Below are 19,009 nucleotides of genomic sequence, written 5' to 3' on the forward strand. Positions count from 1 at the left end.
AAAACAACCACTCATGCAAAGATTGCATGAGTGGTTGTTTTTTTATTAATTTTCTTCAATATCTTTACGGTTTTTCTTTAACATTTTAGATAGCATTTCATAAACAATTGGTACAACAACGAGTGTTAATAGGGTAGAAGATAATAAACCGCCAATTACAGTAATAGCTAAGTCTTTGGAAATTAATCCACTACCGCCAGTACCAAGCGCCATTGGTATCATAGCACCAATTGTAGCGATGGCTGTCATCAGGATAGGACGTAAACGTGTTGCTCCTGCTTCAAGGATCGCCTCACGCATGGCAAGACCATCATGTTCCATATGAATGATACGGTCAACTAATACGATGGCATTTGTTACGACGATACCAATCAACATCAATAGACCCATCATGACAGATACAGAAATAGTTTGCCCTGTAACGAATAATCCAATGAATGCACCAATTACTGCGAATGGTAGTGAGAAAAGAATAGCGAATGGAGCTAAACCTTCTCCGAATGTTACCACTAGAATGAAGTAAACAATGGCAATGGCTGCTAACATCGCAATACCAAGCTTAGTGAATGTTTCTTGCATATCTGCAGCAACACCAGCAACACCAAGTGTTACACCTTTTTGTAAATCTAATTTATCAATTTTTTTATCAGTAGCAGTAGTGGCTTTTGAAATATCGTCACCAATAATCGTACCAGATACTGTTGCGAAATATTCACCTTTTGAACGAGATAATGAGTTAAGTGTTGTACCTTCCTCAACATCTACTAATTCTCCGATTGTCATTGTTGTACCCAATGCTGTTTTAATTTCAGTGGCTAAGACATCATCAAGTGTAGTCGCAGCTGCTTTAGCATCGCGTTGAACGATAACATCGATATCTTTACCATCGTTTTTCACGGTAGTTAATACTTCTTGTGATGTATTTGAATTTAATGCCATCACAATTTGAGCTGTTGTTAACCCGTATTGAAGGACATTTTTTTGTTCAACTTTTAGCACATTCTCTACATATGGATCTTCATTATCAGATTTAATATCTTCTAAGCCATCCACTTCTTTTAGAGCACCCTCTACTTGTTTCACAGCATCTCGAAGTTTATCTAAATCATCACTATACAGTGTATAGCTGACTTCGTTTGATGACATCGACATAGAAGTGAAGTTTTGAGACTTCCATTCTCCTGATTGCCCGATGTTAAATACATAGTCTTCTACCTCTTCACGAGCTTTAGGGAAGTCTTCCATATCCGGATCAAAGATAAGATACATTAAGGCACCGCCAGCACCTCCACCCATCATCATTGCTGATGGATCGACATTCTTCGCATCTGTAATGGAAACTTGTAAAATATCAACATCTTTACGTTTCATTAATTCTTTTTCTACTTTTTCAACATTAGCTGCCGTTTCGTCAGCCAGTTCTCCCGTTGCAGGCGTATACGTTAAGTACATAACTTTTTCTTCTTGTGAGCCCATAAAACTAAAACCAATAAGTGGTGTTAATGCAAGAGAACCAACAAGTAAAAGAATCGCAAGGACAGATGTAATAATTTTGTGATTTAATACTTTTTCTAAGACACCTTTGTACCAGATAGCAAGTTTACCAACTTCTTTATGTTGGCTTTCAGTTTTCTCACCGTATAACTTTTTACGGAATAAGAAATGAGATAAAGCAGGTACGATTGTGATCGCAACTAATAATGATGCACCTAATGCAAATGTCATTGTAAGGGCAAATGGCATGAATAATTCGCCTACCATACCACCTACGAAAATAAGAGGAGCGAATACAGCGACCGTTACCAATGTTGAAGAAAGAATTGGTTTGAACATTTCAATTGTTGCTTCACGAATTAGGGCACGACCTGTAAGTTTTTCTTGTTTTAAGTGAATTCGTCGGTAAATATTTTCTACAACTACGATTGAGTCATCGATAACACGACCGATTGCGACGGTAATCGCGCCGAGGGTCATGATGTTTAATGTGATATCCATCCAGTTTAATAGGAGTAATGCCATGAAGATAGAAACTGGGATAGAAATAATTGAGATAATTGTTGATTTGAAATCACGTAAGAATAGTAAAATGATTAATACGGCAATTGCGCCACCAAAGACTGCTTTTTCGATCATTGTAAATACAGAATCTTCAATTGGGGCACCTTGATCAAGAGAGATCTCTACGTTTAAGCCGTCTAATCGTTTTTCCTCATCCTTCATAAGGTCTTTTACGGCATTAACAACTGTCACCGTATTAGCATCTTGGCCTTTTACGATTTGAATAGCAATGGCATCTTGACCATTTGTACGTGAAACAGATTGCACTTTACCTTCTACTTCAATTTTTGCAATATCACCTAGACGAACGAAAGGTGAAGGATTTGTAGCTGAAGGTGTAACTGGAATTAATAAGTCTTTTAGTTCATCCACTGATTTTACCTTACCGTCTACTGAAACTGCTTGTTCCCCGACAGTAAATTGATATAAACCAAGTGACAGTGACATATCACTTGCCTGAATCATTTGTTTAACAGTATCCTCTGTTAAACCAAGTGCTGCCATTTTTTCTTCATCATATTTAAACGATACTTGTTCAATATGCTGACCTGTGATGGTAGCGGATGCCACACCATCAATTTTTTCGATTTTAGGCAGTAAAACATCTTCAACTGTTGAAGTTAAATCAACAATATCTTCCTTAGAGCTACTTACAGATAAAGCGACTACAGGCATCATGTTCATGCTGATTGCCATAATAGTAGGCTCTTGAGCACCTTCAGGTAGTTTAAGATTATCTAAAGCTGCTTCTAATTGTCGTTTTTTCTCATCCATATCAATTCCATAGTCGTATTCCACTTGAACTTGTGCTACGTTGGAAGAGGATGTTGAGTAAACAGCCTTCACATCTTCTAAACTTTCTATGGATTTTTCGAACGGAATGGACAGATCATTCATGACTTGTTCAGGCGTTGCGCCAGGATATACACCCATGACAATTAAATACGGGATCGAAATATCTGGTATCGATTCCATTTTCATCCTTGTACCCGAATAAATACCAGAGACAGTGATGATAATTGTTAATAACCACACTGCCAATTTGTTCTTTAATACGAAATTAACTAAACCTTTCACCTTCACACCTACCCTTTATTGACTATCTAAATTCAATTATTTATACTAATGACTAATCGGTCATTTGTCAACGAAATGCATTAGGAGAGAGTTAAAAATATGTTAAAAAAGAAATTAATTATGGAGAAAGCGTTAGAACTGTTTTCTGAACAGGGTTTTGAAGCTACGTCAGTACAACAAATTACAGAACGCTGTGGGATTTCTAAAGGTGCATTTTATTTATCCTTCAAAACCAAAGATGAGCTTGTTATATCTATGGTTGATTACTATTTACAGCAGTTTATTACAGATATTGACCAAGTAGTCAGAGGAGCGTATAACAAAGAAACTGTTTTGGTTGAATTTTATAAAAGCATTTTTCAAGCATTCAAAGACCATTCTGCATCCGCACGTGTATTCTTTAATGAAAAGGTCTTTTTAACAAAAAAAGAGCTCTTTCATAAAATAACAGCGTATGAAGCAGAAATGTCGAAATCAATTCTCTATATGCTGGAGCAGCTTTATCAGGATCAATTACAAGAAACGAAATATGATGTAATGTATTGCATAAAAGGATTTATGAAGAGCTATGCTGAGCTTTTTATTTTTTCAGATATGCCACTTGATTTAGAGCAATTAGCTAAATCTTTAGCAGAAAAAACAGATATTATTGCCCAACATACAACCATTCCATTTATTACAGCAGATCTTGTGCCGTTTATTGCAAAGCCGTGTGAGCAAGACGTGCCAAAAGATGCTTTACTACAATTATTGGAGCAAAATATAAATAATACTGAGGATTCTATAGAAAAAGAATCCATTGAGTTGTTAAAGCAAGAAATAGAAAATCCTACTTATGGTAAAGCAATTATTAAAGGGCTAATTGAAAATTTACGTTTAGACCCAGCGTATCATTGGATTGCATATGTAACTGCAAAATACTTTAATATTTGAACCCTAGGATAGAATTGTTCACACTTGGCGGTGAACAATTCTATTTTTTAATAGTTTTATCTATGAATGGGGGCATAGATTGCAAGGCCTCTAAAGCACTTGCGAAGGGTTCTTGAATCCATAATAAGTGCTCAAGAAAATCTTGGACTTCGATTGGTAATTTTAATTCCTGCTGCCAAGCTTTCTCTTTTTTCTTGCTTGGCTTGTAGTCTGAGTATAGTAAAAATAATAAAAAATGGCCGACAAAATAAAGATCACTAATATGATTTTCAGCACGTTTTGGATTTTCGATCGTAGAGATATCGATTTGCTTTTGATAAGTGGTAGCTAGACCAAAGTCAATAATATGCAATTGTTGACCCACTAACAATATATTCGGAATACGTAAATCGCGATGTATAAAACCATGATTGTGTAACTGTACTATTTGTTCTAATAATTGCTTTGTAATAGCAAGGGATTGAGCGATTGTAAATTTGGCACCATTCTGAAAAATAAGCTGCTCAAAAGTTTGCCCATTGACATAGTCCATGATAAAAAATGGGCTGTTTGAAATTGTTCCTACTGAATGGATGGTAGGAACATAGGGTAGTGAAAGTTGCTGGAGTATGTGAATTTCTTGTTGAAATTTGTGAATAGTTTTCTGGTGATGACGATGTTTGGGTCGCAAGCATTTTAAAACAAATAGACTTGCTGAAGAGCAATCTTCAATTAAATACGTACGACCATATGAGCCATAGCCAAGAAATTTTTTAAAAGAAAAATCGGGATGTTCGGCTATGTAAAGTTCAACAGCCTGGTCAAAACTTTTTTCGGAAAGTCGTTTCCACCACATTAGCTACTAAAAAAACTCATAGAGCTGAAAAAACTGCGTGAGCTTTTACGAGAGCTACGCTTATAATGCTTATGACCATAATAATTATGTCGTTTTGAATATCTACTACGGCTACTTGAGGAAGAATAATGGCGTTTGGATTTACTATTGAATAAGGAATGAAGAATTTTATCTAGCATAAAAACGCTCCTTTTTGATGTTGTTATTACTATATACGCAAAAATAAAAAGGAGGTTTCAAAAATAAAAAAGAAACTATGTAAATTTTACATAGTTTCTTTTTACGAGGTTAAACCTCCATAATAATCGGTAAGATCATTGGACGACGTTTTGTTTTTTCGAATAGATAAGGTCCCAAAACGTCTGTAATTTCATTTTTCAATTCTGTCCATTGAGGAGTTTTGCTTTGAATTGTTTCATTTAGATGACGGTTTAGCATTTTTTGTGCCTCATTGATCATCGTACCTGATTCACGCATATAGACAAATCCACGTGAGATGATGTCAGGACCAGAAACAATTTTTTGGTTTTCCATATCAACACTTACTACTACAATTACAAGACCTTCTTCAGAAAGAATACGACGATCGCGTAACACGATATTACCGATATCGCCAATACCATTGCCATCAATGTAAACATCTCCTGAAGGAATACGGCCAGCTACATGTGCTTCATTGGCACTTAGTGCTAGAACATCACCATTTTCCATAACAAATGTATTGTCTAGTGGAACATCGCAATCTTCAGCTAGATGTGTATGCATTTTTAACATACGGAATTCACCATGGATAGGCATAAAGAACTTAGGCTTCATTAAGCGAAGCATCAGTTTTTGTTCTTCTTGAGATCCGTGACCGGATGTATGAATATTGTTTAATGCGCCATGAATGACTTCTGCACCTGCACGGAACAATAAATTAATGATTTTATTAACACTCACGGTATTGCCTGGTACTGGTGAAGAAGAAAAGATAACTGTATCGCCAGGCTGAATTTGAATCTGACGGTGTGTCCCATTGGCAATACGTGATAAGGCAGCCATTGGTTCACCTTGAGAGCCTGTACATAAAATCATAACTTCGTTTGCAGGAAGTCGATTGATGCTTTGAGCATCAATAAATGTATCCTTTGGAGCCGTAATGTAACCTAGCTCACGACCAATCGTAATAGCATTGTCCATTGAGCGACCAAAGACAGCAATCTTTCTTCCGTATTTCACGGCTGCGTCTGTGGCTTGCTGTAAACGGTGAATATTTGATGCAAAGGTAGCAAAAATAATACGGCTATCCACCTTACGGAAAATCTCATCGATACTTTTTCCAACTGTGCGCTCTGACATTGTGAAATTAGGCTTTTCAGCGTTAGTACTATCAGATAGTAAGCAAAGCACGCCATCACGTCCAATTTCAGCCATCTTTGTTAGGTTGGCTGGTTCACCCACTGGTGTAAAGTCAAATTTAAAGTCACCTGTGTGAACAATATTACCAGGTGGTGTTTTAACAACAATTCCATAAGCATCAGGAATACTATGTGTTGTTCTAAAGAAGCTAACAGATGTTTTTCTGAATTTAATAACATCCTCTTCCTTAATTTCAATGAGTTTTGTTGTACGTAGCAAGCCATGTTCTTCTAATTTATTACGTAATAAGCCAAGTGCGAGCTTACCGCCATAGACAGGGATATTTACTTGACGTAAAAGGTATGGAATACCCCCGATATGATCCTCATGTCCATGGGTAATAAACAGTCCCTTGATTTTATCGACATTACGTACTAAGTACGTGTAATCAGGAATAACATAGTCAATGCCGAGTAAGTCGTCTTCTGGAAATTTAATACCGGCGTCAATTAAGATAATTTCATCTTGAAATTGAACGCCATAAGTGTTTTTGCCGATTTCGCCCAGTCCGCCGAGCGCGAAAACAGCTGCTTGGTCATTTTTAACAAACTTCATGTTTGTTAAATTTCCTCCAAGACGAAGTTCGGGCTTGCTTGTTCGTACTCTAAGTAGTTACCCTCAAGCAGTTGAATGAACTCGATGTTGTAGTTTCGGTCTTTTAGCTTTTCACGTACTTCACGTTCTGAAGTAGCTTCTAGGTATAGACTTTTAGTATTTTCGCGAACTGGAATCTCATTTGCATTTTCTTGATAATAAACTTTGTAAATCATAGTTTGCTCTCCTTTAATTGCGTACAATTTTCTTGCACCTTTGACTACTACCACACACGTGCTACAAGAAAACAACGAATTTCTTTTATTGAAGAAATGTACGTTTGTAATACTTGTATCTCAATGCTTCAGATGTGCACTATGTTATAAAATTGTATAGGAAGTAGTGAGACAGTGGTTGCGTATAGCCAAATAAATGCATTTCCTTTATATTATCACGCACTTCCTCTAAAATAAAGAAAAGCCCTTCAAATAATGAAGGGCAAATGTTAGGCAATTGATTTTTTTCCGAGTACGCCACGAAGTTGCTTCAACAATTTCCGTTTGAGTTTCTTAAGCATGGCACATCACTCCTTAGGATCATTATAATTAAAATTATTGTCTATGTAAAGTCATTTAGCTTGAAAGGATAATATTTATGGAAAGGATTAATAGAATGAACAAAATTTTATTTTTTGATGTTGATGGTACTCTCTATAACAGTGAAAAAAAGTTACCTTCATCTGCCAAAGAGGCACTTTTGACAGCACGACGTAATGGTTATGAATTGGCAATTGCTACTGGTCGAGCACCATTTATGATTGAGTCATTACTAGAAGAATTAGAGATTGATACCTATGTTACCTTCAATGGTCAATATGTCGTCTATAAAGGTGAGGTTATCTATACAAATGGGATTGCGAAAGATGAACTTACTAAAATTATTGCCTTTGGTGAGGCGCGTAACGAACCTGTAGTGTTTTTAGATGATAAACGGATGATTGCCTCAGTTGGCGATCATCGTATGGTAGCTGAAAGCTTAGATACTCTTAAATATCCGTATCCAGAATTAGACTCATCTTATTATATGCAGAACAATGTATATCAAACACTTATTTTTATGGAAGAAAAAGATGAGCCTTTATATAATGAAACCTTCCCAAATGTTCAATTTATACGTTGGCATCGTTATTCTTGCGATATTTTGCCAAAGGGAGGTTCGAAGGCTGCTGGTATTGAAAAGGTGCTTGAAAAAATGGGCATCACTTTACAAGATGCCTTTGCTTTTGGCGATGGCATAAATGATATCGAAATGCTACAGGCAGTTGGGACAAGTGTTGCTATGGGGAATGGCCATGAGCGAGTGAAGGCAGTCGCTCATCATATTGCAGACCATGTAGACGAGGATGGTCTCTCAAAAATAATGCGTAAGCTATCTATTATATAAAAATGAAAAACAACTAGTTGGAAATTTCCAACTAGTTGTTTTTTGATTAATGGTCTATGCCATATTGACGGTTTTTATTTGAACACCTTTTTCTGAAAAATGTTGAATCGTCTTTTTGGATAGTGCGTCATCTGTGATAATGACATCTACGTCATTCACTGGACAAACTTGAATCGCTACATCTTTATTAAATTTTGAGGAATCTGTAGCTACGTAGACTTTTTGAGCGATGGAAATAATTTGCTTTCTAGTAATCGCTTCATCCAAGCTAAAATCGGATATGCCTTTTTCAATTGAAACCCCACTAGCGCAAATAAAAGCTTTATTGATATTAAGATGCTCGAAGCGAAATAAAAATTCATTTGATGTCACTGATTTTTCAGAATGGCGTACTTTACCCCCAAGCAGTATAACCTCAATGTTAGAGCCGATTAGATCAAATGCTACAGGTAGTGAATTTGTCACCACTGTTAGTTTTTCCTTGTCCAATAAAAAGGGTGTCATTTGATAGGTAGTTGTTCCGCTATCAATGAAAATACATTCCCCATCTTGAACGAGCGAAGCACATGCTTTGGCAATGGCAATTTTCTCTGTTAACTGTTCGTGAAGTCGCTGATCAATTAGTCCTTCTACTGGCTCAATATATTTAACGCCCCCATAAAATTTTTCAATTTTTTTGTCTTGCATCAACTGTTGTACATCGCGACGGATCGTTTCCATCGAAACGTTAAACTCTTTTGTAAGTGTTACTAATTTTACTACCTTATGTTGACGTATAAACTGCAAAATTAGTTGTTGCCTTTCTATCATGTACATTTCATCACCTCTACTAGATATTTACTCAAAATAATCATAACTTTGTCAACAGTTGGTCAGAATTTACTCAACATTTACACAAATAAGCATTTTCCTTTACAAATGGTCTCTATACTGAAGCTAAGAACTGAGTGAGGTGACCAATTTGTTAGAGCTAAAAAATATCTCAAAAAGCTATAAAAATAAAAAAGTTTTAGTAGATATCAACGTAACCATTGAATCAGGGGAGATTATTTCGTTGCTAGGGCCGAGTGGCTGCGGTAAAACTACTTTGCTTAATATCATTTTAGGACTTGTAGATCCAACTGCTGGTCAGCTTGTCTACAATGGACAAGATATTTCCAAGCAATCAATGCAAGAAAGAGGATTTAATATAGTGTTTCAGGATTTTGCATTATTTCCTCATTTAAATGCATACGACAATATTATTTATGGATTAAAAAATAAAAACGTGAAAATGTCCAAAGAGGAGATACAAGAATACATTGATTTTTTAGAGCTAGCTCCTCATTTGCATAAGAATATTCATGAATTGTCTGGTGGGCAAAAACAACGCGTTTCCATAGCAAGAACACTCGTGATGCAACCAAAAATTCTATTATTAGACGAACCACTAAGTGCACTAGATGGCGTTATAAAGGAATCTATAAAGGAACGTATTAAATCCATCGCCAGTGAATTTAATTTGACGACGATTATCGTGACACATGATCCAGAAGAAGCCCTTACCTTGTCAGATAAAGTCATCATTATTAATGAAGGTACAGTTGCTCAATTTGGCACACCTCATGAAATTGTAACAGCGCCAAAAAATCAATTTGTAGAGGACTTTATCTTAAGGCAGCTTCATATTAAGCGACATAACATCTATCAATTGTTTGGAGAAACCTATGCTTAAAACGAATAAAGTAATGAAATTAATTTTTCTACCGATTCTACTATTTTTTCTATTCTTTTTAATTGTGCCATTGCTTTATATGCTTTGGCAGTCATTCAAAATAGGCAATGTCGTGACCACTCAAAATTATATAGAAGCTTTACGGAATATCGAAATTCGTGAAGCTTTTACGAATAGTTTTAAAGTTTCTTTTGTTGCATCAGTGATTACAACCATTTTAGCCTTTTGGTTGGCCTATGCTGTTCATTTTACTACGATGCATCGCCATACAAAAAAATTAGTTCAAATTGGAATTACGTTGCCGATGCTACTGCCAACCATCACCTATGGCTTTGTATTGATATATACATTTGGTAATCAAGGAATTCTAACAAAATTAGTAGGGCAGCCTCTTTTTACAATCTATGGGTATAACGGCTTGGTGATCGGTTACGTCTTATACACATTACCAGTTGCTTTTATATTAATGCAAAATTCCATGCAATATATCGATAAACGGTTTTTACTTGTTTCAATATTAATGCATGATCAGCCCATGCGTCGTTTTTATCATACCGTATACCGTCCTATGCTTGGAACAATTGGCGGGGCATTTATTTTAACATTTGTTTTAAGCTTCACAGACTTTGGAATCCCTGCATCGGTTGGTGGAAATTACAGGGTGATAGCTACTGAGCTCTACCAAGCTATGTTAGGTTCCATTGTACATTTTGAACGTGGAGCAGTCATTTCGGTGTTAATGCTAGTACCTGCTGTATTAGGTGTTGTCATGCTAACGGTTTTAGAGCGCTTCAATTTTCAATATAAACAGGTTGGGCAAAGTGAACTTGTAAAGCATCGTTTACGAGATTCGCTATTTACAATTTATTCAATTCTCTGTGTAACAGCTGTATGTATTATTTTTTCAACCATGTTTATTGTGCCTTTTACCAAAGGCTATCCGTACGATTTCAGCTTTACATTAGAGCACGTTCAAAATGTACTTGCAGAGAAAGATTTAACGAAGGTTTACATCAATTCTCTCATCGTAGCGGTTCTAACAGCCATATTCGGTGTGGGCATAACATTTATGTCAGCGCTTCTTAATACAAGGACACCATTAAAGGGAAGAAAAAGCTTAGATGTAACTTCTATGATGACAAATACAGTTCCAGGAATGGTGCTTGGATTATCCTACTTATTTTTCTTTAATGGAAGTTCTTTAAAGGGTACTTTTCTTATCATTATCGCATGTAATATAGTCCATTTTTTTACGACACCTTATTTAATGGCGAAAAATTCGTTGCAAAAAATGGATCCTACGTGGGAAGTGACAGCTGAGTTGTTAAAGGATTCGTGGTTAAAAACCGTGATACGAATTATTTTACCGAATATTAGGCCAACGATTTATCAAATGTTTAGCTACTATTTTTTAAATGCGATGGTTACGGTCAGCGGTGTTATTTTTCTTGTCAGCACAAAGACAATGCTTGTATCGACAAGGATAAAAGAGCTACAGCATTTCGCAAAGTACACCGATATTTTTGTTTTATCGATATTCATTTTATGTACAAACCTCATTGTGAAATTAGGTTGTGATTATATAGCAGCACATAAAGAAAAAACGGAGGAGATTACAAAATGAAGAAGTCAACAGGCATGATGTTAGGGACAGTAAGTGCAGCAGCAGTCGTTTTAGCTGCATGTGGAGGGGTAGCAGCAGATTCCAAAGAGCAAGTCATCATTTATTCAAATGCTGATGATGAAGCTATTGAAGTGATGGAAACTACATTGGATGACAAGGGCTATAAAGGTAAGTATTTAATCCAGTCGTATGGTACTTCTGAGTTAGGTGGCAAAATGATGGCGGAAGGGACAGATATTGAAGCAGATGTTGTGACAATGGCTTCTTATTTTATAGAAAGTGCACAAACCTCAAAATCCATGTTTGTGGATATTTCTTCAGACTCAAAGCCTCTTGATGGGGGTGTTACGTATGCATTACCGATTTTAGGCAATGTAGGCTCTATCTTTATTAATACAGAGGTATTACAACAAAAGGAGCTACCTATCCCGAAATCAATTAAAGATTTGACAGACCCTGCTTATAAGGATTTAGTGTCATTCCCAAACATTATGGACTCCTCAACAGGGTGGCTTCTCGTACAAGCTATTATAAAGGAATATGGTGAAAAAGAAGGGAAAGAAATTTTAGCAGAGCTAATTAAAAATGCAGGACCACATATTGAGAGTTCAGGCTCTGGCCCTATTAAAAAGGTGAAAACAGGAGAAGTTGCTGCTGGCTTTGGTTTACGTATCCAAGCTATTGATGCCAAAAACGAAGGGTTGCCGATTGATTATATTGACCCGACAGAAGGAAACTTCACTTTAACAGAATCTGTAGCTGTTGTAGATAAAGAAGGTGAGGAAGCATTAGCGAAAGAAATTGCAAAGGTAATTGCCACAGAGGCTCGTGATGGTCTTCTAGAGCAATACCCTGTAGCCCTATATGAAGGAGAACAAGTAAAGGACGAGCACGTTCCTGCCTATTTGAAAAAATGGGATACAACCTTAACCGTAGATTTATTAGAAAAACACCAAGCCTTCTTTAAAGAAGCACAGAGATAAGGAGTTATAGCAGATGAGTAACTATAAATTATTGACGCCAGGTCCATTGACAACAACTGAAGCGGTGAAACGAGAAATGTTAAAAGATCGTTGTACATGGGATGACGATTATAAAAATGTGACACAAGTGATTCGAAAGCAACTCTTAAAATTAGCAAAAGTTGATGAAGCTGATTACACTACGGTACTAATGCAAGGAAGTGGAAGCTTTGTAGTGGAGTCTGTACTAACAACTGCAATTGGTGAAAATGATAAGGTGCTGATACTAACAAATGGTGCTTATGGTGAAAGAATTGTTGAAATGGCCAAAGCCTTAAAGTTACAGCATGTTGTTTATAGTGCTCCTTATGATGAACAGCCATCCTTGTTAGAAGTACAATCCTTCCTTGAAAGAGATAGAAGTATTACTCATGTAGCTATCGTACATTGTGAGACGACTACTGGTATTTTAAATCCTATTAAAGAAATCGGGGAAGTTGTTCATTCGTTCAACAAAACGTTTATTGTGGATGCCATGAGTAGCTTTGGAGGCGTGCCAATGGATTTATCAAGCTTGCATATTGATTTTTGTATTAGTAGTGCCAATAAATGTATTCAGGGTGTCCCAGGCTTTGGTTTTGTTATCGCGAATACAAGAGCATTGGAAAAATGTAAGGGACAAGCTCGAAGTGTAGCATTAGATTTGCATAGTCAGTGGGAAGTAATGAAGCAAGATGGGAAATGGCGTTTCACATCGCCTACTCATGTAGTTGCAGCTTTTGCGAAGGCGCTTGAAGAGTTGAATGAAGAAGGCGGAATTCATGCCCGCTACAAACGCTATGCGTATAATAATCAACTACTTCGCTCTCGCTTGTCAGTGCTGGGATTTAAAGCGTATATTTCGGAGGAGCTTCAATCACCAATTATCACAACATTTTTATTCCCGTATAAAGAGTTTTCTTTTGAGCATTTTTATCAAGAAATAAAAAAGGCAGGTTTCGTTATCTATCCAGGTAAGCTGACGGATGTCGATACATTCCGTATTGGCAATATTGGTGATATTCATGAGGAAGATATGCTTGCATTATGTGAAATCATTGAAAATTATATGGTGGTGAAAAACAATGAAAATTGAGACGGTTATTTTGGACTGGGCAGGCACAGCAGTTGACTTTGGTTGTTTTGCCCCTGTTAATGCTTTTTTAACAATTTTTGAAGATGCTGGTGTGATAGTTACACTGGAAGAGGCTCGTAAACCAATGGGGATGCTGAAAATTGATCATATCCGCACCATGCTAGAAATGCCAAGAATTAAAGCAGAATGGCATCGTGTACATGGACAATCCTTTACTGAAAAGGATGTACATGTATTATATAATCATTTTGAAACAAAATTAATGGAGTCTTTGGCGACCTATACAGATCCTATCCAGCACGTGAAAACAACAGTACAGCAATTAAGAGGTGCAGGTATTCGAATAGGCTCTACAACTGGCTATACAGATGCAATGATGGAAGTAGTGACAAAGCATGCAGCTGACAAGGGCTATCAACCTGATTTTCTTGTAACACCTACACAGGTAGGTGATAAAGGGCGACCATATCCATATATGATTTTTAAAAATATGGAGGCATTAGGTTCGCAAGCGACGAAGCAAGTTGTGAAGGTTGGCGATACAACATCAGATATAAAGGAAGCCTTGAATGCAGGTGTTTGGGCTGTTGGCGTTATTATTGGAAGCTCAGAAATGGGACTATCCGAAGAAGAATTCAATGCCCTATCTTTAGAAGAACAGCAACAAATCATAGCGAAAACAAAATGTGTTTTTAAAGAATCTGGTGCTCATTATACAATTGAAACAATGGCGGAGTTGCCAGCATTAATTGAAACGATCAATGCTCGGTTAAATGTGGATAGACAATTAGAATATAAATAAAAATTAACCTCGGCAGAAGTAATAAACTGCCGAGGTTGTTTTTAGTCGCGCTCATATGGGATTGAATCTGGTATTTCCGCAAATGGATTCTTTTCATTAATACGGTCATAAAACATAACGCCATTTAGATGATCTAATTCATGTTGAAAGGCAATAGCTGGCAAGCCCTTAAGGCGCATTTTTTTCTCTTCACCATCAATGGTTTTAAATTTTACTGTGATTCGTGCATGACGAGGTACATACCCAGGAATATTACGGTCAACAGAAAGACATCCTTCTCCTGATGATAGGTATGTGTTTTCAACAGAATGGCTAACGATCTTTGGATTTATGGCTACAAAGCTTAATTGTTCACCAGCCTCATCTTTTAAATGAAGGGCAAACATACGCTGTAAGCTATTTACCTGATTGGCAGCCAAACCAATGCCACTACGCAAATTATATTTTTCTGCCATTTCAGGATCTTGGCTGTTGATTAAATATTGAAGCATATCCTCAGCAAGTTTTCTTGTTTCATCAGTTAAAGGGAATTTAACTTCCTCTGCTTTTGTGCGTAAAGTCGGATGACCTTCGCGGATAATATCATCCATTAAAATCATAATAGTAATCTTCCTTTCAACTTTGTAGTGCTTACTAATAAGTATACATCACGTTTTCGTACAATCCCATGAAAAAAGTCCTTATTTGAATATACTCAAAAAATTTTTATAATGCTATTAGATTTTCGAGAATGGGGTATTCTACTAGGGGAAAACCTGTTGGAAAACGCAAGAGTTGTATGGTGTGAATAAGGTGTTGTAATACAGAAATTGAATAATAGTAATACAGTATAGGACAGCGGTATTTGATTGTTATTCTAGAAAAAATCTTTGTATATAGCAGTAATAGATGATTGACCGACAGTATTTTATTCAGTATACTGAGTGTCAAGAATAAGTTGTACTAGTTAAAAAGGTGATTTATTTTAATACAGCTGAAAGGGAGATGTGACAAATGAGCAAGAAAAACAATAATATTTTTGATGCTAAACAAACGCTAACTGAAATCGAAGATAAGTTTGAAATGTTTCAAATTTTGAATGAAGAAGGCGAAATTATAAATAAAGAGGCAGATCCTAAATTATCAGATGAGGAACTAGTTGAGTTAATGACACGTATGGTTTACACACGTATTTTAGATCAACGATCAATCTCATTAAATCGTCAAGGACGTTTAGGCTTCTATGCACCAACTGCGGGTCAAGAAGCTTCACAACTTGCTTCTCACTTTGCATTAGAACAAGAAGATTGGATTTTACCAGGTTACCGTGATGTGCCACAAATTGTATGGCATGGCTTACCTCTTGAAAAAGCATTTTTATTCTCACGTGGGCACTTCATGGGGAATCAGGTTCCTGAAGGTGTAAACGTTTTAGCTCCACAAATTATTATCGGTGCACAATATATTCAAGCTGCTGGGGTAGCACTTGGTATTAAAAAACGCGGGAAAAAAGCTGTTGCAGTAACGTATACAGGTGACGGTGGTTCTTCTCAGGGAGACTTCTATGAAGGCATTAACTTTGCAGGTGCATTTAAATCTCCAGCAATCTTCATTGTACAAAATAACCAATATGCAATCTCAACACCTCGTGAATTGCAAACAGCTGCTAAAACAATTGCACAAAAAGGTGTAGCAGCAGGCTTACCAAGTATTTTAGTAGATGGAATGGATGCGCTTGCAGTTTATGTAGCAACTCGTGATGCTCGTGAGCGCGCGGTTAATGGTGAAGGTCCAACATTAATTGAAACAATGTGTTACCGTTATGGTCCTCATACAATGGCTGGGGATGACCCAACTCGTTACCGTACTTCTGATACAGATAATGAATGGGCTCAAAAAGATCCTCTAGTTCGCTTCCGTAAATACCTAGAAGCAAAAGGTATATGGGATGAGAAAAAAGAAGAAGCAGTAATTGAGCGAGCAAAAGAAGAAATTAAAGAAGCAATCAAAAAAGCAGATGCTGCTCCAAAACAAAAAGTAACAGAGTTAATGGAAAATATGTATAAAGGCGAAATGCCTTCTAATCTAAAAGAACAGTATGAAATCTATAAAGAGAAGGAGTCGAAATAACCTATGGCACAAATGACGATGATTCAAGCAATTACAGATGCACTTCGCACAGAATTAAAGAATGATGAAAACGTTCTTGTATTCGGGGAAGATGTAGGTGTCAACGGTGGGGTATTCCGCGCGACAGAAGGCCTACAAAAAGAATTTGGGGTTGACCGCGTATTTGATACACCATTAGCAGAATCAGGTATTGGTGGCTTAGCAGTTGGCCTTTCTCTTCAAGGATTCCGTCCAGTTCCTGAAATTCAATTCTTCGGTTTCGTTTATGAAGTTATGGATTCAATCAGTGGCCAGCTAGCACGTATGAGCTACCGTAGTGGTGGCGTATACAATGCTCCAGTAACAATCCGTTCACCATTTGGTGGTGGTGTGCATACACCTGAAATGCACTCAGATAGCTTAGAAAGCTTAATGACAGCACAACCAGGATTAACAGTTGTTGTACCATCAACACCATATGATGCAAAAGGTTTACTTATTTCTTCTATTCGTAATGACAACCCAGTTATTTTCTTAGAGCATTTAAAACTATACCGTTCATTCCGTGAAGAAGTACCTGAGGAAGCATACGAAATCCCACTAGGAAAAGCAGATGTAAAACGTGAAGGTACTGATTTAACAATTGTTGCTTACGGTTTAATGGTTCATGAAAGCTTAAAGGCTGCAGAAGAACTTGAAAAAGAAGGACATTCTGTAGAAGTAATTGACTTACGTACAATTCAACCAATCGATGTGGAAACAATTATCGCATCAGTTGAAAAAACAGGTCGTGCAATCGTTGTCCAAGAAGCTCAAAAACAAGCAGGTATCGCTGCGAACGTAGTAGCAGAAATTACAGAGCGAGCAATTTTAAGCTTAGAGGCTCCTGTTCTTCGTGTGGCTGCACCAGATACTGTGTACCCATTCCCACAAGCTGAAGGTGTTTGGTTACCAAATTACAAAGATGTAATGGAAACAGCGAAAAAAGTTTTAACATTCTAATAAAGCTTCTAAACTTGAACAACAGTAAATAGAAAGGATGGGTACACATGGCATTTGAATTCAGATTACCGGATATTGGCGAGGGTATTCACGAAGGCGAGATTGTGAAATGGTTCGTTAAAGCTGGAGATACAGTAAAAGAAGACGATATTCTTTGTGAAGTACAAAATGATAAAGCAGTAGTAGAAATCCCTTCACCAGTTGAAGGAACAGTAGAGGAAGTTTTAGTAGGAGAAGGGACAGTTGCCGTAGTTGGCGATGTTTTAATCCGATTAGACGCACCTGGCTATGAAGACTTAAAGCTAAAAGGTGACGATCATGCCGAAGCAAAAACAGAAGCACAAGTTCAAGCAACTGCTGAATCTGGTCAGAACGTAGAAAAAGCTCCTGCTAAAGGGGAAAAGGCACCAGAAAATGCCCCTGAAAGAGCTCCAGAAAAAGTGGAGACAGTAGTTGATGAAACAAAACGTGTGATCGCGATGCCTTCTGTACGTAAATTTGCACGTGATAACGATGTAAATATTCGTGAAGTGAAGGGTACAGGCAAAAACGGTCGAATCCTTAAAGAAGATATTGAAAACTTCTTAAAAGGTGGCGGTACTGTAGAGGCTGAAACTGCAAATATCGAAACATCAGAAGAAACAGTTCAACAAGAAACGTCTACACCAGCAGCACCAGTAGTTCTTGAGGGGGATTTCCCAGAGACTCGTGAAAAAATGTCAGGTATTCGAAAAGCGATTGCTAAAGCAATGGTACACTCGAAACAAACGGCTCCTCATGTTACACTAATGGATGAAGTCGATGTAACAGCTCTTGTAGCACATCGTAAAAAATTCAAAGATATCGCTGCCGAAAAAGGTGTTAAATTAACATACTTACCATATGTAGTGAAAGCACTTATTTCAACTTTACGCGAGTTCCCAGAATTTAATCGCTCTTTAGATGATGCAACACAAGAAATTATCCAAAAGCATTACTATAACATTGGTATTGCAGCAGATACTGAAAGAGGCTTACTAGTACCAGTTATTAAGCATGCAGATCGTAAATCTGTATTTGCAGTGTCTAATGAAATTAATGAATTAGCGACAAAAGCCCGTGAAGGAAAGCTAGCACCACATGAAATGAAAGGTGCTTCCATGTCCATTACGAATATTGGTTCTGCAGGAGGACAATGGTTTACACCAGTTATTAACCATCCTGAAGTAGCAATTCTAGGTATTGGTCGAATTTCAGAAAAACCTGTAATAAAAAATGGTGAAATTGTAGCCGCACCTGTGTTAGCATTATCATTGAGCTTTGATCATCGTATGATCGATGGAGCCACTGCGCAAAATGCTTTAAATCACTTAAAGCGTTTGTTAAGTGAGCCAGAATTATTATTAATGGAGGCGTAACAAA

The 19,009-nt window shown here is 37.0% G+C and carries 16 protein-coding genes; 10 read left to right on the plus strand and 6 right to left on the minus strand.

What is annotated here, in order from left to right:
- Window positions 1-45 precede the first annotated feature (45 nt).
- A complete protein-coding gene (locus tag RCJ95_RS14140) occupies window positions 46-3,135 on the minus strand; it encodes an efflux RND transporter permease subunit (protein WP_446722425.1) in 3,090 nt (1,029 codons plus the stop codon).
- Window positions 3,136-3,234: 99 nt separating this feature from the next.
- Between RCJ95_RS14140 and RCJ95_RS14145 the strand changes: the two genes are divergently transcribed.
- Window positions 3,235-4,068 carry a TetR/AcrR family transcriptional regulator gene (locus RCJ95_RS14145; protein ID WP_221679637.1) on the plus strand — a complete coding sequence of 278 codons (834 nt, stop codon included), beginning with the start codon at window positions 3,235-3,237 and terminating at the stop codon, window positions 4,066-4,068.
- 40 nt (window positions 4,069-4,108) lie between these two features.
- Here RCJ95_RS14145 and RCJ95_RS14150 read toward each other — a convergent pair whose 3' ends face one another.
- The 3 genes from RCJ95_RS14150 to RCJ95_RS14160 all read right to left on the minus strand — a co-directional run bounded on the left by RCJ95_RS14150 (window position 4,109) and on the right by RCJ95_RS14160 (window position 7,074).
- Window positions 4,109-4,903 carry a protein kinase domain-containing protein gene (locus RCJ95_RS14150; protein WP_446722426.1) on the minus strand — a complete coding sequence of 265 codons (795 nt, stop codon included), beginning with the start codon at window positions 4,901-4,903 and terminating at the stop codon, window positions 4,109-4,111.
- Window positions 4,904-5,191: 288 nt separating this feature from the next.
- On the minus strand, window positions 5,192-6,859 hold the full coding sequence (gene rnjA / locus RCJ95_RS14155; protein WP_004224711.1) for a ribonuclease J1: 1,668 nt from the start codon (window positions 6,857-6,859) through the stop codon (window positions 5,192-5,194).
- A 5-nt stretch (window positions 6,860-6,864) separates the two neighbouring features.
- Complete coding sequence (locus RCJ95_RS14160; protein ID WP_004224712.1) at window positions 6,865-7,074, minus strand: DNA-dependent RNA polymerase subunit epsilon; 210 nt, start codon at window positions 7,072-7,074, stop codon at window positions 6,865-6,867.
- Window positions 7,075-7,510: 436 nt separating this feature from the next.
- On the opposite strand from RCJ95_RS14160, the gene RCJ95_RS14165 reads away from it, so the two are divergent.
- Window positions 7,511-8,281 carry a Cof-type HAD-IIB family hydrolase gene (locus RCJ95_RS14165; protein ID WP_312130610.1) on the plus strand — a complete coding sequence of 257 codons (771 nt, stop codon included), beginning with the start codon at window positions 7,511-7,513 and terminating at the stop codon, window positions 8,279-8,281.
- Window positions 8,282-8,335: 54 nt separating this feature from the next.
- Here RCJ95_RS14165 and RCJ95_RS14170 read toward each other — a convergent pair whose 3' ends face one another.
- Entirely contained in the window at window positions 8,336-9,097 is a 762-nt protein-coding gene (locus tag RCJ95_RS14170; protein ID WP_257521252.1) for a DeoR/GlpR family DNA-binding transcription regulator, read from the minus strand.
- Window positions 9,098-9,242: 145 nt separating this feature from the next.
- Between RCJ95_RS14170 and RCJ95_RS14175 the strand changes: the two genes are divergently transcribed.
- Genes RCJ95_RS14175 through phnX form a run of 5 tightly spaced genes read left to right on the plus strand, consistent with a single transcriptional unit; the run spans window position 9,243 to window position 14,518 of the window.
- A complete protein-coding gene (locus RCJ95_RS14175; RefSeq protein WP_221679646.1) occupies window positions 9,243-9,995 on the plus strand; it encodes an ABC transporter ATP-binding protein in 753 nt (250 codons plus the stop codon).
- Complete coding sequence (locus tag RCJ95_RS14180) at window positions 9,988-11,619, plus strand: ABC transporter permease subunit (protein ID WP_312130608.1); 1,632 nt, start codon at window positions 9,988-9,990, stop codon at window positions 11,617-11,619. The genes RCJ95_RS14175 and RCJ95_RS14180 overlap by 8 nt, the downstream gene beginning before the upstream one ends.
- Complete coding sequence (locus tag RCJ95_RS14185; protein WP_312130607.1) at window positions 11,616-12,602, plus strand: extracellular solute-binding protein; 987 nt, start codon at window positions 11,616-11,618, stop codon at window positions 12,600-12,602. Before RCJ95_RS14180 ends, RCJ95_RS14185 begins: the two co-directional genes overlap by 4 nt.
- A 13-nt stretch (window positions 12,603-12,615) precedes the next feature.
- Window positions 12,616-13,716, plus strand: coding sequence for a 2-aminoethylphosphonate--pyruvate transaminase (gene phnW, locus RCJ95_RS14190; RefSeq protein WP_221679654.1), 1,101 nt, complete (start codon window positions 12,616-12,618; stop codon window positions 13,714-13,716).
- Window positions 13,706-14,518 carry a phosphonoacetaldehyde hydrolase gene (gene phnX / locus RCJ95_RS14195; protein ID WP_257521254.1) on the plus strand — a complete coding sequence of 271 codons (813 nt, stop codon included), beginning with the start codon at window positions 13,706-13,708 and terminating at the stop codon, window positions 14,516-14,518. Before phnW ends, phnX begins: the two co-directional genes overlap by 11 nt.
- 41 nt (window positions 14,519-14,559) lie before the next feature.
- Here the strand turns inward: phnX and def are convergent, their stop codons facing one another.
- Window positions 14,560-15,117, minus strand: coding sequence for a peptide deformylase (gene def, locus RCJ95_RS14200; protein ID WP_221679657.1), 558 nt, complete (start codon window positions 15,115-15,117; stop codon window positions 14,560-14,562).
- A 394-nt stretch (window positions 15,118-15,511) separates the two neighbouring features.
- On the opposite strand from def, the gene pdhA reads away from it, so the two are divergent.
- From pdhA to RCJ95_RS14215, 3 genes are read left to right on the plus strand one after another with little or no spacing between them, the layout of a single operon-like run.
- The gene (gene pdhA / locus RCJ95_RS14205) at window positions 15,512-16,627 is read left to right on the plus strand and encodes a pyruvate dehydrogenase (acetyl-transferring) E1 component subunit alpha (protein ID WP_004224731.1); all 1,116 of its coding nucleotides are present in this window, start codon (window positions 15,512-15,514) and stop codon (window positions 16,625-16,627) included.
- A gap of 3 nt (window positions 16,628-16,630) precedes the next feature.
- On the plus strand, window positions 16,631-17,608 hold the full coding sequence (locus RCJ95_RS14210) for an alpha-ketoacid dehydrogenase subunit beta (protein WP_004224734.1): 978 nt from the start codon (window positions 16,631-16,633) through the stop codon (window positions 17,606-17,608).
- A 47-nt stretch (window positions 17,609-17,655) separates the two neighbouring features.
- Window positions 17,656-19,005, plus strand: coding sequence for a dihydrolipoamide acetyltransferase family protein (locus RCJ95_RS14215; RefSeq protein ID WP_257521255.1), 1,350 nt, complete (start codon window positions 17,656-17,658; stop codon window positions 19,003-19,005).
- The last annotated feature ends 4 nt before the right edge of the window (window positions 19,006-19,009 follow it).

The organism is Lysinibacillus sp. BSL11, assembly GCF_052928325.1.